Source organism: Rhodospirillum centenum SW (assembly GCF_000016185.1).
In the GTDB taxonomy this organism is placed as follows: domain Bacteria; phylum Pseudomonadota; class Alphaproteobacteria; order Azospirillales; family Azospirillaceae; genus Rhodocista; species Rhodocista centena.
On sequence record NC_011420.2, the window covers coordinates 4,132,121 to 4,151,676 of the forward strand.

The 19,556-nt window shown below is 70.9% G+C and carries 19 protein-coding genes; 13 read left to right on the forward strand and 6 right to left on the reverse strand.

Annotation, left to right across the window (positions count from 1 at the left end; genetic code table 11):
- The first annotated feature begins 97 nt into the window (after positions 1-97).
- On the forward strand, positions 98-934 hold the full coding sequence (locus RC1_RS18770; protein ID WP_012569044.1) for a trypsin-like serine peptidase: 837 nt from the start codon (positions 98-100) through the stop codon (positions 932-934).
- Positions 935-943: 9 nt separating this feature from the next.
- Here the strand turns inward: RC1_RS18770 and RC1_RS18775 are convergent, their stop codons facing one another.
- Positions 944-1,810, reverse strand: a complete 867-nt coding sequence (locus tag RC1_RS18775; protein WP_012569045.1) for an HpcH/HpaI aldolase/citrate lyase family protein — start codon at positions 1,808-1,810, stop codon at positions 944-946.
- Positions 1,811-1,890: 80 nt separating this feature from the next.
- Here RC1_RS18775 and pdxY point away from each other — a divergent pair, with 80 nt between their 5' ends.
- Both pdxY and RC1_RS18785 read left to right on the forward strand, forming a co-directional pair.
- Positions 1,891-2,751, forward strand: a complete 861-nt coding sequence (gene pdxY / locus RC1_RS18780; protein WP_012569046.1) for a pyridoxal kinase PdxY — start codon at positions 1,891-1,893, stop codon at positions 2,749-2,751.
- A 108-nt stretch (positions 2,752-2,859) separates the two neighbouring features.
- Positions 2,860-3,291, forward strand: coding sequence for a hypothetical protein (locus RC1_RS18785; protein WP_012569047.1), 432 nt, complete (start codon positions 2,860-2,862; stop codon positions 3,289-3,291).
- Between the two features lie 84 nt (positions 3,292-3,375).
- On the opposite strand, the gene RC1_RS18790 is transcribed toward RC1_RS18785, so the two are convergent.
- Positions 3,376-4,392, reverse strand: a complete 1,017-nt coding sequence (locus tag RC1_RS18790; protein ID WP_012569048.1) for an aspartate-semialdehyde dehydrogenase — start codon at positions 4,390-4,392, stop codon at positions 3,376-3,378.
- 138 nt (positions 4,393-4,530) lie between these two features.
- Here RC1_RS18790 and RC1_RS18795 point away from each other — a divergent pair, with 138 nt between their 5' ends.
- The 4 genes from RC1_RS18795 to RC1_RS18810 all read left to right on the forward strand — a co-directional run bounded on the left by RC1_RS18795 (position 4,531) and on the right by RC1_RS18810 (position 8,874).
- Positions 4,531-4,872: an Mpo1-like protein gene (locus tag RC1_RS18795; RefSeq protein ID WP_012569049.1), complete on the forward strand. Its 342-nt coding sequence runs from the start codon at positions 4,531-4,533 to the stop codon at positions 4,870-4,872.
- 21 nt (positions 4,873-4,893) lie between these two features.
- Positions 4,894-5,154 (forward strand): hypothetical protein, encoded by a 261-nt coding sequence (locus tag RC1_RS18800; RefSeq protein WP_012569050.1) that lies wholly within the window; start codon positions 4,894-4,896, stop codon positions 5,152-5,154.
- 138 nt (positions 5,155-5,292) lie between these two features.
- Positions 5,293-6,582: a pentapeptide repeat-containing protein gene (locus RC1_RS18805; protein ID WP_012569051.1), complete on the forward strand. Its 1,290-nt coding sequence runs from the start codon at positions 5,293-5,295 to the stop codon at positions 6,580-6,582.
- A 165-nt stretch (positions 6,583-6,747) separates the two neighbouring features.
- The gene (locus tag RC1_RS18810) at positions 6,748-8,874 is read left to right on the forward strand and encodes a TonB-dependent receptor (RefSeq protein ID WP_012569052.1); all 2,127 of its coding nucleotides are present in this window, start codon (positions 6,748-6,750) and stop codon (positions 8,872-8,874) included.
- Here RC1_RS18810 and RC1_RS18815 read toward each other — a convergent pair.
- Positions 8,871-9,650, reverse strand: coding sequence for a GNAT family N-acetyltransferase (locus RC1_RS18815; protein ID WP_012569053.1), 780 nt, complete (start codon positions 9,648-9,650; stop codon positions 8,871-8,873). The two genes, RC1_RS18810 and RC1_RS18815, sit on opposite strands and share 4 nt — an antisense overlap.
- Before the next feature lie 299 nt (positions 9,651-9,949).
- Here RC1_RS18815 and sdhC point away from each other — a divergent pair, with 299 nt between their 5' ends.
- The 4 genes from sdhC to RC1_RS18835 all read left to right on the forward strand — a co-directional run bounded on the left by sdhC (position 9,950) and on the right by RC1_RS18835 (position 13,506).
- Positions 9,950-10,366, forward strand: coding sequence for a succinate dehydrogenase, cytochrome b556 subunit (sdhC, locus tag RC1_RS18820; RefSeq protein WP_012569054.1), 417 nt, complete (start codon positions 9,950-9,952; stop codon positions 10,364-10,366).
- Positions 10,367-10,380: 14 nt separating this feature from the next.
- The gene (gene sdhD, locus RC1_RS18825) at positions 10,381-10,779 is read left to right on the forward strand and encodes a succinate dehydrogenase, hydrophobic membrane anchor protein (protein WP_012569055.1); all 399 of its coding nucleotides are present in this window, start codon (positions 10,381-10,383) and stop codon (positions 10,777-10,779) included.
- A gap of 11 nt (positions 10,780-10,790) precedes the next feature.
- Positions 10,791-12,581 carry a succinate dehydrogenase flavoprotein subunit gene (sdhA, locus tag RC1_RS18830; protein ID WP_012569056.1) on the forward strand — a complete coding sequence of 597 codons (1,791 nt, stop codon included), beginning with the start codon at positions 10,791-10,793 and terminating at the stop codon, positions 12,579-12,581.
- A gap of 142 nt (positions 12,582-12,723) precedes the next feature.
- Complete coding sequence (locus RC1_RS18835; protein ID WP_012569057.1) at positions 12,724-13,506, forward strand: succinate dehydrogenase iron-sulfur subunit; 783 nt, start codon at positions 12,724-12,726, stop codon at positions 13,504-13,506.
- Between the two features lie 100 nt (positions 13,507-13,606).
- Here RC1_RS18835 and RC1_RS18840 read toward each other — a convergent pair whose 3' ends face one another.
- From RC1_RS18840 to RC1_RS18850, 3 genes are all read right to left on the reverse strand, one after another.
- The gene (locus RC1_RS18840) at positions 13,607-14,005 is read right to left on the reverse strand and encodes a hypothetical protein (protein ID WP_012569058.1); all 399 of its coding nucleotides are present in this window, start codon (positions 14,003-14,005) and stop codon (positions 13,607-13,609) included.
- Positions 14,006-14,174: 169 nt separating this feature from the next.
- Positions 14,175-14,966, reverse strand: a complete 792-nt coding sequence (locus tag RC1_RS18845; RefSeq protein ID WP_012569059.1) for an SDR family oxidoreductase — start codon at positions 14,964-14,966, stop codon at positions 14,175-14,177.
- The gene (locus RC1_RS18850) at positions 14,963-15,661 is read right to left on the reverse strand and encodes a septation protein A (RefSeq protein WP_012569060.1); all 699 of its coding nucleotides are present in this window, start codon (positions 15,659-15,661) and stop codon (positions 14,963-14,965) included. The genes RC1_RS18845 and RC1_RS18850 overlap by 4 nt, the downstream gene beginning before the upstream one ends.
- Positions 15,662-15,914: 253 nt before the next feature.
- Between RC1_RS18850 and typA the strand changes: the two genes are divergently transcribed.
- On the forward strand, positions 15,915-17,738 hold the full coding sequence (gene typA / locus RC1_RS18855) for a translational GTPase TypA (RefSeq protein WP_012569061.1): 1,824 nt from the start codon (positions 15,915-15,917) through the stop codon (positions 17,736-17,738).
- Positions 17,739-17,938: 200 nt separating this feature from the next.
- Positions 17,939-19,444: a sensor histidine kinase gene (locus RC1_RS20505; RefSeq protein WP_012569062.1), complete on the forward strand. Its 1,506-nt coding sequence runs from the start codon at positions 17,939-17,941 to the stop codon at positions 19,442-19,444.
- Positions 19,445-19,556 lie beyond the last annotated feature (112 nt).

Consider the following 19,556-nt stretch of genomic DNA (forward strand, 5'->3'; position numbering starts at 1 on the left):
TCCTTCGTCCCCTCTCATTCCGGCACGGTCCGGTCAAGCGGGATGTGAAGACCGCGGGGGTGGCCGTGGCCGGCCGGCCGGGGCTATGGTGGCGTCCATGCGGACGCTCCGGTTTCTCCTCCTCCCGCTTCTGGCCGCGATGCTGACGCCGTGGCCGGCGCTGTCCCAGACCGCCCCGCAGCGGCCGGCGCTGCCGGGCATCATCGGGGCGGACGACCGCCGGCCGTTCGAGCCCGACGTCTGGCCCTACACCGCGATCGGCCGGGTGAACCGGGAGGCGGGCGGCTTCTGCACCGGCACGCTGGTGGCGCCGCGGCTGGTGCTGACGGCGGCGCACTGCCTGCTGCATCCCCGAACGCGGCTGTTCGTGCCGGCCCACACCCTCCATTTCGTGGCGGGTTACCGGCGCGGGGAGTTCGCGGTACATGCCCGCGGCGTGTCCTATGAGGTGGGGCCGGGCTACCGGCCCGGGCGCGGTGCCAGCCTCGCCACGGTCACCCACGACTGGGCGTTGCTGGTGCTGGATGCTCCGGTGGCGCTGCGGCCGGTGCCGGTGCGCCCGCTCTCCCCCGCGGCGGTGGAGGCGGCGCTGGGCCGGCACACCCTGTCGCGCATCGGCTACGGCCAGGACCGGGCGCACCTGCCGATGCGGGCCGCCGGCTGCGGCCTGACCGGGATCGGCAGCGGAATCGCCACGGCGCAGGGGCGGGCCGACCCGGACCTCTGGCTGCACGACTGCGACGCCGTGCCGGGGGACAGCGGCTCCGCCATCCTCAGCGGCAGCGGCGACGACCTGGCCGTGGTGGCGGTGCAGGTCGCCGTCACGAACGCCGGCTACAATGCCGCCGTTTCTGCCGCCGCCTTCGCCCAGGCGCTGGCGCGGCTCTCCGACGCGGGCGGGGGACTTCCGCCGCCCCCCGCGGCCCCGCGCTGACGGGGGACGTCAGCCCGCGATACCCACGGCCTCCGCCAGCGCGACCAGCCGGCGGGCCTGCTCCACATGCAGCGCCTCGACCAGCTTGCCGTCCACCACCGTGATGCCCTTGCCGGCGGCGGTCGCCTCGGCATGGGCGGCGATCAGACGGCGGGCGCGGGCGACCTCGTCGGGCGTCGGGGCGAAGGCCCGGTTCGCCGCTTCGATCTGGTTGGGATGGATCAGGGTCTTGCCGTCGAAGCCCAGGTCCCGCCCCTGCCGGCAGGCGGCCGCCAGCCCGTCGGCGTCGTCCAGGTCCAGATGCACCCCGTCCAGCACGGCCAGCCCGTTCGCCCGGCCGGCCAGCAGCACGAGTCCGAAGCTCGCCAGGAAGGGCAGGCGGTCGGGCGTGTGGGCGCAGCGCAGGTCCTTCGCCAGATCGGAGGTGCCCATCACCAGGCAGGCGAGGCGGCGGGAGCCGGCGGCGACCTCGGCCACGGTCAGGACACCGCGCGGCGTCTCCACCATCGCCCACAGGGCGAGGCTCTCCGGCGCCCCGGCGGCGGCCAGCACCCGCTCCGCCTGGCGCAGCGCCTCCGCCGTCTCCACCTTCGGCAGCAGCACGGCGTCGGCCCCGCAGGTCGCGGCGGCGGTCAGGTCGGCATGGCCCCAGGGCGTGTCCAGCCCGTTGACCCGCACCACCACCTCGCGTCGGCCGTAGCCGCCCGCCTGCGCCGCGGCGACGACCTGCTCGCGCGCCTGTGCCTTGGCTTCCGGGGTCACCGCGTCCTCCAGGTCCAGGATCAGCCCGTCCGCGGGCAGCGTCCGGGCCTTCTCCAGCGCCCGGGCGTTCGCACCGGGCATGTAGAGGACGGAGCGGCGGGGGCGGTCATGCATGGCGGATCTCCCGGGACCAGGGTTCTCGGCCGGCATCCTAGGCGCTAGGGTCGGATCAGGAAAGCCTGACCCGGACCGCGATGAAGACCATCCTGACCATCCAGTCCCACGTCGCCTTCGGCCACGTGGGCAACCGTGCCGCCGTCTTCCCCCTGGAACGGCTGGGCTGCGAGGCCATCGCCGTGAACACGGTGCAGTTCTCCAACCACACCGGCTACGGTGCCTGGACCGGCACCGTCTTTCCGCCCGACCATGTGGCGGAGATCCTGGCGGGGGTGGAGGCTCGCGGCGGGCTTGCCGGCTGCGACGCGGTGCTGACCGGCTACATGGGCGACGCCGCCCTGGGGGCCGTCGTGCTGGACGCGGTGGTCCGGGTCAAGGCGCTGAACAGGCGGGCCGTCTGGTGCTGCGACCCGGTGATGGGCGATGTCGGGCGCGGCTTCTTCGTCCGTCCGGGAATCCCGGAGTTCTTCCGGGACCGGGCGGTGCCGCTGGCGGATGTCATCACCCCCAACCAGTTCGAGCTGGAATACCTCTCCGGCCGCGCCGTGGACGACCTTGCCGGCGCGCTGGAGGCGACGGCCGCGGTCCGCGCCCTGGGGCCGCGGCTGGCGCTGGTCACCAGCCTCGCCCGGCGGGACGCGCCGGCCGACCGGATCGAGATGCTGCTGGACACGCCGGACGGCGCCTGGATCGTCGCCACCCCGCGGCTCGACCTCAGCCCGCCGGCGAACGGGGCGGGCGACGCCACCGCCGCGCTGTTCCTGGCGAAGCTGCTGGAGACGGGCTCCCCGGCCGAGGCGCTGGGCCATGCCGCTTCCGCCATCTATGCCGTCTTCACCGCCACGGCCGCGGCCGGCCGGCGGGAGTTGCAGCTCATCGCCGCGCAGGAGGAACTGGTGCGTCCGCGCTGTCTGTTCACGCCCGAGAAGGTGCGCTGACCGCCGCAGCCGCGTGGTCGCCGCGCGGGGCCGCCGCAGTCGCTTTCGCTTGTCACCGCCCCGTCCCCGCGCTACCCCCGTCGGCAGCATGGTTTCCGGAGTCGTCCCATGGTCCGCACCGCCTTCCTGCCGCTCGTCCTGCTCCTTGCGCTGCCCGCCCTGCCGGCTGCGGCCCAGGGAGGGGCCCAGGGAGGGGCCCAGGCCGGGGATGCGCCCGCGGGTCCGACGGGGGAGTTCGGCTGCGAGGTCGGGCGGGAGAATCCCTGCCGCGGCCGGGTCGATTTCGAGCGTGGCCGCTCTTACGAGTTCCGTATCGCCGGCCCCGGCGAGGCCGTCTTCCACAACGAGGGCAACCGGCGCTGCGTGCTGGAATACAGCCTGACCGAATCAGCCCTGGCCACCACCGGCCGGCGGCTGGAGATGGCGCCGGGCCAGTCCACCACACTGCCGGTCAAGGATGCCACCGGCATGATCGTGCGCTTCTTCAGCCGCGGGCTGGGCACGCCCACCTGCGATCTGCTGGTGGAACTGCGCGGCTGATCCGCCCCTCCCGGAACGGAACGGCGGCTCTGGGGGCCGCCGCCCTGGGGGCCGCCGTTCTGGATGTGTCCGCGCAGCGGACGGTCAGAGATGGCCGTCGCGGATCATCGTCTCGGCGATCTGGACCGCGTTCAGCGCGGCGCCCTTGCGCAGATTGTCGCCGACGATCCACATGGACAGGCCGTTCTCCACGGTGATGTCCTCGCGCAGGCGGCTGACGAAGACATTGTCCTCCCCCGCCACCTCGACCGGGGTGACATATCCCTCGTCCACGCGGTGGTCGATGACGGAGACGCCAGGGGCGGCGCGCAGGGCGCGGCGGGCCTCCTCCACCGTGATCGGGCGCTCGAACTCGACGTTCACCACCTCGGAATGGCCGATGAAGACCGGCACGCGCACGCAGGTGGCGGTGACCTTGATCTTCGGGTCCAGGATCTTCTTCGTCTCCACCACCATCTTCCACTCTTCCTTGGTGGCGCCGTCGTCCATGAAGGAGTCGATGTGCGGGATGACGTTGAAGGCGATCTGCTTGGTGAACTTCTTCCGCTCCACCGGATCGTTGACGTAGATGGCGCGGGTCTGGGTGAACAGCTCGTCCATGGCGTCCTTGCCGGCGCCGGAGACGGACTGGTAGGTCGCCACCACGACGCGCCGGATCGTCGCCAGATCGTGCAGCGGCTTCAGCGCCACCACCATCTGGATGGTGGAGCAGTTCGGGTTGGCGATGATGCCCTTCTTGCACCAGCCGGCGATGGCGCCGGGGTTCACTTCCGGCACGACCAGCGGCACGTCGGGGTCCATGCGGAACTGGCTGGTGTTGTCGATCACCACGGCCCCCGCTTCGGCGGCACGCGGCGCGAAGGCAGCCGATACCTTCGCCCCCGGCGAGGACAGCACGATGTCGATGCCCTTGAAGTCGAACCGCGACAGGTCCTGGACCCGTAGCTCGTCATCCTCCCCGAAGGAGACGACCTGCCCGACGGAGCGCTCGGACGCCAGCGCCACCACCTCGTCGGCAGGGAAGCTGCGCTCCGCCAGGATTTGCAGCATTTCGCGCCCGACATTGCCGGTGGCGCCCACGACGGCGACCTTGTAGCCCATCTTCCCGTTCCCTGCTGACGGTTTCGACTGAAACAGTCCGTGGCTTGACAAGCCGCGGGTTGCATCCTGACTTATCCATCGGGCGTCGTCTTGACAAGAATCCGACGTCCGCGCTCAGGCGGCGGGAGGAATGCGTCCATGGCTGAACGCCTCTACACGACCTACACCGACTTCTGGCCCTTCTACCTGCGCGAACACAGCCGACCGGCGACCCGCGCCTTCCACTATGTCGGCACGGCCCTGGGGCTGGCCTGTGTCCTCTATGCGCTGGCGGCTGCGCGGCCGCTCTGGTTGCTCGGTCTGCCCCTGTGCGGTTACTTCTTCGCCTGGCTGTCCCATGCCACGGTGGAGCGGAACCGGCCGGCGACCTTCACCTATCCGCTGTGGTCTCTGGTCAGCGACTTCCGCATGTTCTTCCTCTTCCTGTCCGGCCGGCTGGAGGGGGAACTGCGGCGGGCCGGGGTGCCGGCCGGGACATGAGCTGAGAAGGGATGCGGTCCGGTGACGTCCATCGTTGAAACCATTGCCCAGTCGATCAAGCGCGCGGACCGCACCCTGTTCAACGAGAACTACGTCAAGCAGGCCGAGGCGGTTGTCGAGGGGCTGCGTCGGGCGGGGTACGAGGTGGTGCCCCTGCGCCCGCCCGAGCCGCTGGTGGAGTACGCGGTCGAGAACATCCCCTTCGGCCGGCTGCGCCCGTCCGACCTGATCCGCACGCTCTATACCACCATGGTATCGAACTGCCGCAGGTTCACCGGCTGACGCGACAGGTCCGTCGCCTGTCGCCGCCGGGCGGACGGATCGCATTTTGCTAAACTTCCCGCTTCCCAACGGCGGGGCCGTGCCGGTCTAATGCGCTCTCCGGGCGCACCTTGCGTCCCGTGAAGGCCGGTTCCGTCCATGCACGTCTGCGAGGGTGGCGACGAGTCCACGATCTGGCGGCGGCCCTCCCTGCCGGAGGTGCTTCAGGCCGTCGCACGGCATCAGAAGCTGCTGGAAGGGCGGCCCGGCGGCCAGCGCGCCATCTTCGTCCTGTGCGACCTGTCGGAGATGCCGCTCTCCGGTGTCAACCTCTCCGACGCGGACCTGACGGGCTCCCGCTTCGACCGGGCGCTGCTGGCCCGGACCCGGCTCAAGGGCGCCAACCTGTTCGCCGCGGATCTGCGGCTGACGAACCTGCAACAGGCCGATCTCAGCCGCGCCGACATGCGCGGCATCATCCTGCGCGGGGCCGACCTGTCGGGCGCCCGCCTGCGCGAGGCGGACGTGCGGGAGGCGGTGCTGGCCGTCTACCGCGGCGGCCGGCCGCTGCCGCAGACCTTCGACGGGCGCATCCCGAACCTCACCGGCCTGATCGCCGCCAAGGCGGACTTCAGCGAGGTCCGGATGAACGGTGCGGTCGTCCTGCGGGCGGACTTCACCGACGCCAATCTCGCGCGGGTCGATCTGCGCGACGCCGATCTGCGCGGCGCCAATTTCCGGGGCGCCAACCTGGAGGGGGCCAACCTTCAGGGCGCCCAGGTCCAGGAGGCGGACTTTGCCGGTGCCGTGCTGACCGACGCGCAGTTGCGCGACGTGCAGGCGGCGGGGGCCAACTTCCGCGGCGCCATCCTCGACCCGCGCGGGACCGCCGACCTGCGGGTCCGTGGCGCCCTGCTGCCCGGCGGGGGGGAGGCGGCGGAGGTTCTGTTCGACGTTCTGGATCAGCATGCCGCCTGGGTCCACACCGCCGGCCGGGAGGGGCGGCGGGCCGACCTGACCGGCTGGGACATCTCTGCCAAGGATCTGCGCCACGTTACCCTGACCGCGGCGAACCTCTCCTGCGTGCTGGCCCGGCGCACCCTGCTGACCGGGGTCAATCTCGTGATGGCCGACCTCTCCTGCGCCGACCTGCACTCCGCCACGCTTGTCGGAGCCGACCTGCGCGGCGCCAACCTGGAGCGGGCACATCTGGCCGGGGCCGACCTTCAGGGTGCCAACCTGGGTGTCCTGGTCGGGCTGGGGGCTCCCGACCGGCGCTGGCCGACCCGGCTCAACCGCGCCCGGCTGGCCGGGGCCAATCTGCGTAACGCGGACCTGCGCGGCGCCCTTCTGGCCGAGGCGGACCTGCGCCAGGCCGACCTGCGCGGCGCCCGGCTGGACGGTGCGGTTCTCGACGGCGCCAGCCTTCAGGGCGTCCGCCAGGACTGACCGGCCGCCGTGGCATTCGTGCCACCGCCCCCGTGCTCCCGCTGTTCCCGCCTGGTCTTCGCTGGAGCGTTGACGCGCGCCCGTCTTCCTGCCAAGAAGCGATACGTTATAACATCACGTACCGGGCCGCCGGCTGGCGGGCCCGTTCTGCGAGGGGAGTTCCCGATGAAGGTCGCATGGGCAGCCGCGACGGTCGCGGCGCTGGGCGGGGGCGTGCTGGTACCAGGCGTCGCGCAGGCGCAGACGGCCGAGCCCGATCCGCACGGGCGGACAGGGATCGAGGAGATCGTCATCACCGCCTCGCCCTTCGGCCAGCGGCGTTTCGACGTGCTGCAAGGCACGTCCGTGCTGGCCGGTGAGGCGCTGGAGCGGGCCTTGTCCGCCTCGATCGGCGAGACGCTGGACCGGCTGCCGGGTGTCAGCCAGACCGCCTTCGGCCAGGGCGCGTCCCGGCCCGTGATCCGCGGCCTGGGCGGTGACCGCGTGCGCGTGCTGGTCGGTGGCATCGGCACCATCGACGCCTCCAGCACCAGCCCGGACCATGCCCCGGCCGTCGATCTCGCCACGGCGCAGCGGGTCGAGGTGGTGCGCGGGCCGGCGGCCCTGCTCTACGGCTCCAACGCCATCGGCGGTGTCGTCAACGTGCTGGACGGCCGCGTCCCGATGGCGCGGCCCGAGGGCGGGACGTCGGCCCTGGCCCGGCTGGGCTATGGCAGCAACGCCAATGAGCGTCTGGCCGCCGCGGGCGTGGACCAGGCGCTGGGCGACACCCTGGTGCTGCATGCCGACGGCTACTACCGCAAGGCCGACGACTTCGAGGTGGACGGCCATGCCTGGTCCGCCGCGCGGCGGGCCGAGGAGGCGGCGGAGCATGCCGGCCACGACCACGAGATCGACCAGGGTCCGGTCGGGACCGTGGACAACAGCGATCTGGAGCAGAAGGGCGGCACCCTGGGCCTGAGCGCCGTCGGCGACTGGGGCTTCCTGGGCGCCAGTGTCGGCCGCACCGACTCCCGGTACGGCATTCCCGGCGGGCATTCCCACGGGCACGCCGAAGGGGAGGACCACGATCATGATCACGACCATGGTCACGATCATGGCGAGGAAGAGAATGTCCATATCGATCTGGAACAGACCCGCCTGGACGTGATCGGGGAGATCGACCGCGACTTCCTGGTCTTCGACAGCGCTCGGCTGCGGTTCGGCTGGGCCGACTACAAGCACACGGAGCTGGAAGGCGACGAGGTCGGCACCGTCTTCAAGAACAAGGGCTGGGAAGGCCGGGTGGAACTGGTGCAGCGGCCGATCCAGGGGGTGCTGGGTGGCAGCCTGGACGGCGCGTCCGGTGTCCAGGCCCTGCGCCGCGATTTCCGCGCCGATGGCGAGGAGGCCTTCGTGCCGCCCAGCGTGACCGAACAGTACGGCCTGTTCACGGCGCAGCGGCTGGACATCGGTCCCTGGGCTCTGGAGGCCGGTGCGCGCATCGAGCGGCAGTCGGTCGAGGCGTCCGGCATCGGCTTCGACCGCGACTTCACCGGCCTCAGCCTTTCCGGCGGGGCGGCCTACCGTTTCGCGGACGGCTGGCTGCTGGGCGCCAGCCTGTCCCGCACCGAGCGGGCACCGAACGCGGAGGAACTGCTGTCCGACGGGCCGCACCTCGCCACCGGCATCTACGAGGTCGGCGACCGCACCCTGGACGAAGAGACGGCCGTGGGTGTCGAGGCGACCCTGAAGAAGACCGGCGGTCCCGTCACCGGCGCCATCAACATCTACCGCACCGACTTCGACGGCTTCATCTACGAGGCCTTCACCGGGGCGGAGGAGGACGGGCTGCCGGTGGCGCAGTATTCTGCCGCCGACGCCCGCTTCTGGGGGTTCGAGGTCGAACTGGGCACGGCGGTCTGGCGCAGCGGCGACCAGGCCGTGCTGCTGGACGCCTCCGCCGAATATGTCCGGACCCGGAACAAGGATCTGGACGAACCCCTGCCGCGTATCCCGCCGCTCCAGCTCCGCGGCGGCGTCTCCTATGAGACGCCCGTCTTCGCCGCCCGGGCGGAAGTGGTCTGGGCCGACGACCAGGACCGCACGGCCTCCTTCGAGGTGCCGACGGACGGCTATACCGTCCTGAACGCCTCGCTGGACTGGCATCCGTTCGCGGACCGCGACATCAGCCTGCTGCTGGAGGCCCGCAACCTGACGGACGAGGAGGTCCGGCTCTCCACCTCCTTCCTGAAGGACCGCGTGCCGCAGCCCGGCCGCGACTTCCGCGTGCTGCTGCGGGGGGCGTTCTAGCCTTCCGCCGGGACAACGGCGGCCGGCCGCCAGTAGCTGTAGCCATAGGCATTGCTGAAGCCGAGGCGGGCATAGAGGCGGTTGGCCGGGGCGTTGTCGCACCCGACCTGGAGGTAGGCGCCCCGCGCCCCCTCCCGGCGGGCGGCGGCCAGCACGGCCCGCACCGCGCGGCCGCCATGGCCGCGGCCACGCAGGTCCGGCCGCGTCGCCACCTTGAACACCCCGACCCGGCCGCGGTCCACCACGCCCAGCGCGACCGCGGCCGCCTGCCCCTTCTCCCAGGCCGTGGCATAGAGGCAGGGCATCGGGATCGCCGCCAGGATGGCGCGCAGGAAGGGCAGTTCCCTTTCCGGCACCGGCACCATCGCCAGCCAGGCCCGCAGCCAGCCCTCCTCCAGCAGCGGCGCGATGGCGGTCGCGGCCGGCAGCTCGGCCGGCAGGGCGTCCAGCACCTGCACGGCATTGTCGCCCTGTCTGGCGAATCCCGCCCCCGTGAGCGCCTTCTCCAGCCCGTCGGGGCACAGCGGCGTCGTGCGGAACAGCGGCGTCAGGCCGTGGGCGCGGTATTGCGCCGCAGCGAAGGCGATCTTCTCCGCCAGCGGCAGCACGCCGGGCGCGATCACGGTCACCGAATTGGCCCGGCCCGTATGTCCGCCGGAGAAGCGCAGCAGCCAGCCGTCATGGTGGACCGTCTTCAGGGCCGGCCACGCGGTCAGGCCCAGGTCTTCCAGCAGCGCGGTGTCGGCCAGCAGCGCGGTTCGGTCAGGGGCGGCCACGGCGGTCCCCGGGGTGCAGGAGGGGAAGGGCAAGCACCCAGGGTAGCCGGGGGGCGGTGCCCGGGCAACGGTCATGCAGCCTAACCCTTTGGTCGGGCAACTCTGTTGCGGGGCCATGCCGGCGGCGTTGACGAACCTCGGACGGGTCGGGTAATCAACACAAGGACTTGCACTGCCTGCCCACCGCCGGCGGAGCCCGTTCCCCATGGCCTCTCCGGGCCGACAGGGAGCGTGGCCTTCCCGCCGGCCAATCCGGACCGACAGAGCCGGACGCACCCGGAACCCGAGGATCGCCACCCATGACCGAGCAATCCGCGGCCACCACGCCCACGTCGGGGCGCCCCCGGCCGCTGTCCCCCCATCTCCAGGTCTACCGGCTGCCGCTTCCGGCGATCGCCTCCATCACCCACCGCGTCACCGGGGTGGGGCTGGCCGCCGGCACGCTGCTGCTGGCCTGGTGGCTGATCGCCGCAGCGACGGGACCGGAGGCCTTTGCCACGGTGCAGGCGGTCGCCGGCTCGCCCCTGGGGCTGCTGTGCCTGCTCGGCTGGGTCTGGGCGTTCTGGTACCACGCCATGAACGGTGTGCGGCACCTGCTCTGGGATGCCGGCTACGGCCTGGAACTGGGGCCTGTCTACCGCGGTGGCTACCTCGTCTGGGGCGGCTCCATCGGCCTGACGGTCGCCACGGCGATCGTCGCCTTCTCCGTCATGTGAGAGGACTGAAACCCATGTCCGCCAACCAGCCCGATGCCGGTTTCCGCACCCCGCTGGGGCGCGTCCGGGGCCTCGGTTCCGCCCGTTCCGGTTCCGCCCATTGGTTCGGCTACCGGATGCTGGCCGCGGCCAACGTGCCGCTGCTGCTCTGGCTCCTGGTGTCGCTGATCCCGCTTGCCGGAGCCGGCCATGCCGAAGTGGTGGCCTTCCTGCAACGGCCGTTGAACGCCGTCCTGATGCTGCTGACGATCGGCGCCATCTTCTACCATGCCGCCTACGGCATGATGGAAGTGCTGGAGGACTACGTCCAGGCCAAGCTGGTGAAGACCCTGGCCGCCGCCCTGATCAAGGGTGGCTGCCTGCTGCTGGCGGTCGCCAGCGCCTTCGCCGTCCTCAAGATCGCTCTCGCCTGAAGGTCCACGACATGGCAACCGCCTACCCGATCACCGACCACTACTACGACGTCGTCGTCGTGGGCGCCGGCGGCGCCGGCCTGCGCGCCACCTTCGGCATGGCCGAGAAGGGGCTGAAGACGGCCTGCATCACCAAGGTGTTCCCGACCCGCAGCCACACCGTGGCGGCGCAGGGCGGCATCTCGGCGGCGCTGGGCAACATGGGCGAGGACGACTGGCGCTACCACATGTACGACACCGTGAAGGGGTCGGACTGGCTGGGCGACCAGGATGCGATCGAGTACATGTGCCGCGAGGCGATCCCGGCCATCATCGAGCTGGAGCATTACGGCGTGCCCTTCTCCCGCACGGCGGAGGGCAAGATCTACCAGCGCGCCTTCGGCGGCATGACCACCCGTTACGGGGAGGGGCGCGCCTACCGTACCTGCGCCGCCGCCGACCGCACCGGCCATGCCATCCTGCACACGCTCTACCAGCAGTCGCTGAAGCATCAGGCGGAGTTCTTCGTCGAGTACTTCGCCCTCGACCTCATCATGGACGATGAGGGCGTCTGCCGCGGCGTGCTCGCCTGGAACCTGGACGACGGCACGATCCACCGCTTCCGCGCGCACCAGACGGTGCTGGCGACGGGTGGCTACGGCCGCGCCTACTTCTCCTGCACCTCGGCCCACACCTCCACCGGCGACGGCGGCGGCATGGCGTTGCGCGCCGGCCTGCCGTTGCAGGACATGGAGTTCGTGCAGTTCCACCCGACCGGCGTCTATGGCGCAGGCTGCCTGATCACCGAGGGCGTCCGCGGCGAGGGCGGCTATCTGACCAACGCCAAGGGCGAGCGCTTCATGGAGCGTTACGCGCCCTCGGCCAAGGACCTCGCCAGCCGCGACGTGGTCAGCCGCTCCATGACCATCGAGATCCGCGAGGGGCGCGGCGTCGGCGAGCATGCCGACCACATCCACCTGCACCTGGAGCACCTGGACCCGGCGATCATCCACGAACGCCTGCCCGGCATCGCCGAGACGGCGAAGATCTTCGCCGGCGTGGACGTGACGAAGGAGCCGATCCCGGTGCTGCCGACCGTCCACTACAACATGGGCGGCATCCCGACCAACTATAAGGCGGAGGTGGTCGCCCCCCACGGCGACGATCCGGACCGCGTCGTTCCCGGCCTGATGGCGATCGGGGAGGCGGCCTGCGTCTCCGTCCACGGCGCCAACCGCCTGGGCTCCAACTCGCTGCTCGATCTCGTGGTGTTCGGCCGCGCCGCCGCCATCCGCGCGGCGGAGATCGTGACGCCCGGCGCGCCGCACAAGGACCTGCCGGCCAGCAGCGTCGATCACGCGCTGGAGCGGCTGGACCGCCACCGCAACGCCAAGGGCGAGGTGCGCGTGGCGCACCTGCGGCTGGAGATGCAGAAGGTCATGCAGAACAACTGCGCCGTCTTCCGCACCGGCGAGGTGCTGGAGGAGGGCGTGGAACTGATGCGCAAGGCCTGGGAGAAGCGGCCCTTCATCGGCGTCAGCGACCGTTCCCTGATCTGGAACTCCGATCTGGTGGAGGCGCTGGAGCTGGACAACCTGATGTACCAGGCCGTCGCCACCATCACCTCGGCCGCCAACCGCCAGGAGAGCCGCGGCGCCCACGCCCGCGAGGACTTCCCCGAGCGCGACGACGAGACCTGGATGAAGCACACGGTCGTGTGGGTGAAGCCGGACGGCGACGTCGCCCTGGACTACCGCCCGGTCCACATGAACACCCTGACCAACGAGGTCCAGGCCTTCCCGCCCAAGGCGCGGGTGTACTGAGGGCCAGGGTACTGAGAAACGGGGGCGCCGTCGCCGGCGCCCCTCCCTTGCGAACCGCCTGTCACCCACCGCCCGCCCGGGCGGCACGACGAAATGGAACGCCGGCAGCACCGGACGCCGCCAGTCTGAGGACGGAACGACAATGGTCGAATTCACCCTTCCTGCCAATTCCCGGGTCAAGTCCGGAAAGACCGTCCGGTCCGCTTCCAAGGAGGCGAAGCGGACCCGCCGCTTCCGCATCTACCGCTACGATCCGGACTCCGGCGAGAACCCGCGGGAGGACGTCTTCGAGATCGACCTCGACAAGTGCGGGCCGATGGTCCTGGACGCGCTCAACCACATCAAGAACGATGTGGACAGCACGCTGACCTTCCGCCGGTCCTGCCGCGAGGGCATCTGCGGCTCCTGCGCGATGAACATCGACGGGCGCAACACGCTGGCCTGCCTGAAGCCGATCGACGAGGTGAAGGGCGACGTCAAGATCTACCCGCTGCCGCACCAGCCGGTGGTGAAGGATCTGGTGCCGGACCTGTCGCAGAACTACGCCCAGCTCGCTTCGGTGAAGCCGTGGCTGCAGACGCAGAGCCCGGCGCCCTCGCGCGAGCGTCTGCAGAGCCCGGAGGAGCGCGAGAAGCTGAACGGCCTCTACGAGTGCATCCTCTGCTTCTGCTGCACCACCGCCTGCCCCAGCTACTGGTGGAACGGGGATCGCTATCTCGGTCCGGCGGTGCTGTTGCAGGCCTACCGCTTCATCGCCGACAGCCGCGATGAGATGACGGGCGAGCGCCTCGACAATCTGGAGGACCCGTTCCGGCTCTACCGCTGCCACACCATCATGAGCTGCACCCAGACCTGCCCCAAGGGTCTGAACCCGGCCAAGGCGATCGCCGAGATCAAGAAGCTGCTGGTCGAACGGCGGAGCTGATCCCCGGACCGCCCCGGCGGCCATGGGACGGAGACGATGAAGGGCGGACCCCGAGGGGCCCGCCCTTCTGCATTACCGGGCAGGGAGCTGCCGGGCCGGCTCAGCGCACCGTCGCCACGTCCGTCAGCGCGCCGTCGGTGACCGTGCAGCGGATGGTCCGGGTCTCCTGGCCGTCGCGGCCGCGCTTGGGCGTCAGGGTGAAGGTCTGCGTCACCGTCTGCTTCGCCGCTTCCGTCCGCATCTCCGGCAGCTCGAAGGCGATCCGGTAATCGTCGTCGTAGCTGCGGTAGACCTCGCGGCGGCAGATGTCGGTGGCCGAGCGCGGCCGGTAGGCCCCGTCGCGCCACTCATCCGTCTCCCCGTTCACCTCGATGGCGCAGCCGGTCAGGAACAGCAGGGCGCCGAGCAGCGGCAGCAGGCCGAGCGTCAGGCGGTCGGCCGGCGTCCGGGCGGTCTGTCGGGCGAGAACGGCGGTCGGTCGGTCGGTCGGGGCGGGCATCCGTGTCTCCTCGGGTCTCGCGCCCGGACTGATCCTTCAGGGCGCACGGGAAGGGAGGATACGGGGCCGCCGTCGTCGCGCAACTGCCGTTACCCCCGCGTTACCCGGCTTTACCGCGCGGCAATGCGCCGTCGCGGTCCGGTAACGGGGGCGTCCGGCGCGGGAGGGGTCAGCGCACCCTGGCGCGGGCGATGGCGCGGGCGAACAGGCCGGGGAAGAAGCGCTTGAGCGCCAGGGCCGCCGCCTCGCGCCTGCCGCCGACATAGACCTCGTCCCGGCCGGCGGCCAGGGCGTCCAGGATGCGGGCGGCACAGATGTCCGGATCCAGGCCCGCGGCCAGCATGGCGTCCATGCTGCCCTGGGGCGTGCCGTCGCCGGTCAGCGCGTTCTGCGAGACGGCGGTGCGGATGAAGCCCGGCATCACCAGGGTGACGCCGACGCCCGTGCCCGCCAGCTCCGCCCGCAGGCTGTCGAAGAAGCCGTGCAGCGCGTGCTTGCTGGCGGCGTAGGTCGAGCGCAGCGGCGTGCCCAGCTTGCCGACCACGCTGGTGATGACGACGATGCGGCCGTCGCCCTGCTCCAGCAGGTGCGGCAGCAGGGCCTTGGTCACGGCGACGCTGCCGAAGAAGTTCACCTGCATGATGCGCTGGTCCACCTCCAGCGCCGTGTCCTTCGCCAGACTGCGCTGGCTGATGCCGGCATTGTTGACCAGCAGGTCCACGCGCCCGAAGGCGGCAACCGCGTCCCGTGCCTTCTCCGGGGCCTCCGCCAGCGCGGCCACGTCCATCGGCAACAGCGCGACCTCGGCCCCGCCGCAGGCCGCGCGCACCCGCTCCAGCTCCGCCTGCCGGCGGGCGGAGAGCACCAGCCTCGCCCCGCGGGCCGCGAACGCCTTGGCCAGCGCCTCCCCGATGCCGGAGGAGGCGCCCGTGATCCAGACGACGCGGCCCCGGAAACTCATGGCGCCCGGTCCTTCTCCCCGGCCGGGGGTTCCGCTGCCTCCGGCACCTGATGCTTCAGGAGGACCGGGATCTGCGCCGCGCTGAAGACCAGCGTCAGCGGCAGGATGCCGAACACCTTGAAGGTCACCCAGTCGTCCGTGCCCAGGGTGCGCCAGACCACCTCGTTCAGGCCGGCCAGCAGCAGGAAGAACCAGGCCCAGCGCACCGTCAGGATGCGCCAGCCGCGGTCCGTCAGCTCCATCACCGTGCCCAGCACCAGCTTCAGCAGGTTCCGGCGCAGCGCCAGACCGGCGAACAGGGTGGCGGCGAACAGCAGGTTCACCACCGTGGGCTTGATCTTGATGAACAGGTCGTCGTGCAGCCACAGGGTCAGACCGCCGAACAGCATGACGAAGAAGCAGCCCACCACCGGCATCACCGGCAGCCGCCGCTCCAGGTGCCAGTTCACGGCCAGCGCCGTGGCGGTGGCGGCCATGAAGACCGCCGTGCCCGCCATGATGCCCTGGAGATTGTTGACGACGAAGAACACGGCCAGCGGCCCCGCCTCCAGCAGCAGGCGGAGGAGCGGCGGCAGCGGCCGGCGCGTGGGCAGCGTGCTGCCGGCCGCGCTCCCGGTCGCGCCGGCGGCATGGCCGGAGTCGGGGGCGGAAACGGGCGTGTCGGCGGCGGGTGCGGCGGGGATCGTCTCGGACATGCCCCTGATGTAGCGGTCCCGTGCCCGGGCCGCCAGAGCCGATTTCCGCCCCCATCCCGACATCGCCGGGCGCGCCCACGGCCCGGACAGGGCACCCATGCCGGGGTTTGCGCTTCCCGAAACGGGCTCAGGCCGCTATATATCCGCCCGACACCGCCCGGCCCCTGCCTGATGCATGGAGCCGGGCATTTTTCGTGCGCCGCTGCCGTCCCGGCCGGGGACCGCCGCCGCGCCCTGCTTCGGGACGGACCCCATGGAACTGCGCAATATCGCCATCATCGCGCACGTCGACCACGGCAAGACGACGCTGGTGGACATGCTTCTCAAGCAGTCCGGCTCCTTCCGCGAGCACCAGCAGGTCGCGGAACGGGCCATGGACTCCAACGACCTGGAACGCGAGCGCGGCATCACCATCCTGGCGAAGTGCACCAGCGTCGTCTGGGACGGCACCCGCATCAACATCGTGGACACGCCGGGCCACGCCGATTTCGGCGGCGAGGTCGAACGCATCCTGAACATGGTGGACGGTGTCTGCCTGCTCGTCGATGCGGCGGAAGGTCCCCTGCCGCAGACCAAGTTCGTGCTGGGCAAGGCGCTGAAGCTCGGCCTGCGTCCCATGGTGGTCATCAACAAGGTGGACCGTCCCGACGCCCGCCCGGACGAGGTCCACAATGAGATCTTCGATCTGTTCGCCGCCCTGGACGCCAATGACGAACAGCTCGACTTCCCGACCCTGTTCGCCTCCGGCCGCAACGGCTGGGCGATCGAGCACCTGGACGACGAGCGCAAGGACCTGAAGCCCCTGTTCGATCTGGTCCGCCGCCATGTCCCGGCGCCCAAGGTGGTGGCCGACGCGCCCTTCACCATGCTGGCGACGACGCTGGAGGCGAACCCCTATCTCGGCCGCCTGCTGACGGGCCGCATCCAGTCGGGCAAGGTCCGCCCGAACATGGCGATCAAGGCGCTGACCCGCGATGGCAAGCTGATCGAGGCCGGCCGCGTCTCCAAGGTTCTGGCCTTCCGCGGGCTGGAGCGCGTCGGCATCGACGAGGCGGAGGCGGGCGACATCGTGGCGCTCGCCGGCCTGACCAAGGCGACCGTGGCCGACACCATCTGCGACACCTCCGTCGAAGAGGCGCTGCCGGCACAGCCGATCGACCCGCCGACCCTGGCCATGACCTTCGGCGTCAACGACAGCCCGCTGGCGGGCCGCGAGGGCGACAAGGTCACCAGCCGCATGATCCGTGACCGCCTGATGCGCGAGGCGGAGGGCAACGTCGCCCTGCGCATCCGCGAGACGGAGAACACCGACGCCTATGAGGTGGCGGGCCGCGGCGAGCTTCAGCTCGGCATCCTGATCGAGACGATGCGCCGCGAAGGCTACGAGCTGTCCATCAGCCGTCCGCGTGTGCTGTTCAAGCCCGATCCCGCCACCGGCCAGCGGCTGGAGCCGATCGAGGAGGTGGTGATCGACGTGGACGAGGAATACTCGGGCGTCGTCGTCAACAAGCTGAACGAGCGCAAGGGCGAGATGCTGGAGATGCGTCCGTCCGGCGGCAACAAGGTCCGGCTGGTCTTCCACGTCCCCTCGCGCGGCCTGATCGGCTATCAGGGGGAATTCCTGACCGACACCCGCGGCACCGGCGTGATGAACCGCCTGTTCCACGGCTATGCCCCGTACAAGGGGCCGATCCAGGGCCGGCGCAACGGCGTTCTGATCGCCAACTCCGACGGCGAGGCGGTGGCCTATGCGCTGTGGAACCTGGAGGACCGCGGCCCGATGATGATCGAGCCGGGCTGGAAGGTGTACCGCGGCATGATCGTGGGCGAGCACACCCGCGGCAACGACCTGGAAGTCAATGTGCTGAAGGGCAAGCAGCTCACCAACATCCGCACCACCTCGAAGGACGAGGCCGTGCGCCTGACCCCGCCGATCAACATGTCGCTGGAGAAGGCGCTCAGCTACATCGAGGATGACGAGCTGGTGGAGGTGACGCCGAAGTCCATCCGCCTGCGCAAGAAGCTGCTCGATCCGAACGACCGCAAGCGCGCCGAGAAGCAGGCCGAGGCGAGCTGAGCCACGGGCTCCGGTCCGGTCCTGGGTCGGTCTCCGGAAAAACCCCCGCCCTCACCGGGCGGGGGTTTTTTCATCGGGATCATGGTGTCGGATCGATCTCCGCTTCTGCTGTGGGAGAGGGGCTCGCATCTCCATTGAGTCGGCGGTCCGTTTCGGCCACTGTCTCGCGCGGGGATGGACCAGAGGGCGCGCGGACGGTCATGGATGGACGTTTGCACGGGCGGCTCCTGGATACCGCCGGAACGGTGGCGGAAGGCCTGATCGACTGCTTCCTGCCGTCGCCGGTCCGCGACGGCGGAGAGGAACGCGCGCTGGTCCGCTACCGGAGCTGGGTCCGCACGGCGCTGGTCATCATCCTTGTCTCCGCCGGCTTCGCCGTCGGTTCCCTGTTCTGGGGGGGAGAGTCCGGCTTCGCTGCCTTCCTGGGCTTCCTGCTGTTCACCGTCGGCGTGATGGTCCAGCTTCTTGCCATCCGAGACGGCTGGCCGTTGACCCAGGTGCACCTGGCCGCCATCGCCACCATGTCCGTGCTGACCTGGCTGCTGTCGCAGACGGGCGGCGTCGCCTCACCCTTCACGGTCCTGATGCTGGTCGGGGCCCTGGTCATCAGCAATTTCGGCCGTCCGGGGCTGATCGCCCTGATGTTCGGCGTCTTCACGGTCTATGTCCTGCTGGTCTACGCCCTGGGGCAGGCGGGCCTGCTGCCCGCGGCGCCGGAGGTGCAGAGCGACGCCTGGCATCTGGCGGCGCTGCTGGGGGCGGTCGCGGTCGGGCTGACCGGCAACATCTCCGCCCAGGCGGCCCGGCGTCAGGCCCGCAGCATGCTGCGGCAGGCCCGCGACACCGCGGAGGCCCGTCGCGCCCAGGCGGAGGAAGCCCACCGCGAGGCGGAGGCTGCCCTGGCCATCCTGCGCGCGGCACAGGAGCAGATCGTTCTGCAGGAGAAGCTCGCCTCCCTGGGCGGGCTGGTCGCCGGGGTGGCGCACGAGGTCAGCGCCCCCGTCGGCATCGTCATCACCGGCATCTCCCAGATCCGCGACGAGATCGCTGTCCTGCGCGACGCCCTGGCCCGCAACGCCATGACGCCCGCCGACCTGGAGGAATTCCTCAAGACATCGGACGAGCTGTGCCGGCTGATCCAGGCCAACGGGCGGCGCGCGGCCGACCTGATCGGCGCCTTCAAGGAGGTGGCGGCGGACCAGTCGAGCGAGGGCCGCCGCAGCTTCGACCTTGCCGCCTATGTCCGCGAGGTGCTGGCCAGCCTGTCGCCGAAGGTGCGGGAGGCCGGGCACCGGGTGGAGGTGGCGATCGAGGACGGGCTGGTGGTGGACAGCTATCCGGGGCCGCTCGCCCAGGTGCTGACGAACCTCGTGTTGAACTCCCTGTTGCATGGCTATGAGGACGGCAGCGCGGGAACCCTTCGGATCGAGGCGCGGCGGCGTGGCGGCGGCTGGGTCGAACTGGTCTACAGCGACGACGGCCGCGGTATCCCGCGCGCCCTGTGGCCGCGCATCTTCGAGCCCTTCTTCACCACCCGGCGCGACCGGGGCGGCACCGGCATCGGCCTGCACCTGGTCTGGAGCATCGTCACCGGCACCCTGGGCGGTCAGGTGCAGGTGGGCGAGACGCCGACGGGCGGAGCGCGCTTCGTCGTCCGCTTCCCGTCCATCGCACCCGATCGGCATACGGCCAGTCCCGATCCCTGATTCCCCCGATCACCGGAAGGGGCATGGGCGGGCCGCGGCTGCCCCTTCCGGCGATCGGGGCGACGGCGCCTTGCGCAGCACAACCGGCACTCGTAATCTTGCCCCGGGACCG

Coding starts and splice junctions, on each gene's coding strand:
- RC1_RS18850 (WP_012569060.1), bottom strand. CDS start 15,661: ATGTCCGAGACGATCCCCGCCGCACCCGCCGCCGACACGCCCGTTTCC.
- RC1_RS18795 (WP_012569049.1), top strand. CDS start 4,531: ATGGCTGAACGCCTCTACACGACCTACACCGACTTCTGGCCCTTCTAC.
- RC1_RS18770 (WP_012569044.1), top strand. CDS start 98: ATGCGGACGCTCCGGTTTCTCCTCCTCCCGCTTCTGGCCGCGATGCTG.
- RC1_RS18845 (WP_012569059.1), bottom strand. CDS start 14,966: ATGAGTTTCCGGGGCCGCGTCGTCTGGATCACGGGCGCCTCCTCCGGC.
- RC1_RS20505 (WP_012569062.1), top strand. CDS start 17,939: ATGGATGGACGTTTGCACGGGCGGCTCCTGGATACCGCCGGAACGGTG.
- RC1_RS18810 (WP_012569052.1), top strand. CDS start 6,748: ATGAAGGTCGCATGGGCAGCCGCGACGGTCGCGGCGCTGGGCGGGGGC.
- pdxY (WP_012569046.1), top strand. CDS start 1,891: ATGAAGACCATCCTGACCATCCAGTCCCACGTCGCCTTCGGCCACGTG.
- sdhC (WP_012569054.1), top strand. CDS start 9,950: ATGACCGAGCAATCCGCGGCCACCACGCCCACGTCGGGGCGCCCCCGG.
- RC1_RS18790 (WP_012569048.1), bottom strand. CDS start 4,392: ATGGGCTACAAGGTCGCCGTCGTGGGCGCCACCGGCAATGTCGGGCGC.
- sdhD (WP_012569055.1), top strand. CDS start 10,381: ATGTCCGCCAACCAGCCCGATGCCGGTTTCCGCACCCCGCTGGGGCGC.
- RC1_RS18840 (WP_012569058.1), bottom strand. CDS start 14,005: ATGCCCGCCCCGACCGACCGACCGACCGCCGTTCTCGCCCGACAGACC.
- RC1_RS18785 (WP_012569047.1), top strand. CDS start 2,860: ATGGTCCGCACCGCCTTCCTGCCGCTCGTCCTGCTCCTTGCGCTGCCC.
- typA (WP_012569061.1), top strand. CDS start 15,915: ATGGAACTGCGCAATATCGCCATCATCGCGCACGTCGACCACGGCAAG.
- RC1_RS18775 (WP_012569045.1), bottom strand. CDS start 1,810: ATGCATGACCGCCCCCGCCGCTCCGTCCTCTACATGCCCGGTGCGAAC.
- RC1_RS18835 (WP_012569057.1), top strand. CDS start 12,724: ATGGTCGAATTCACCCTTCCTGCCAATTCCCGGGTCAAGTCCGGAAAG.
- RC1_RS18805 (WP_012569051.1), top strand. CDS start 5,293: ATGCACGTCTGCGAGGGTGGCGACGAGTCCACGATCTGGCGGCGGCCC.
- sdhA (WP_012569056.1), top strand. CDS start 10,791: ATGGCAACCGCCTACCCGATCACCGACCACTACTACGACGTCGTCGTC.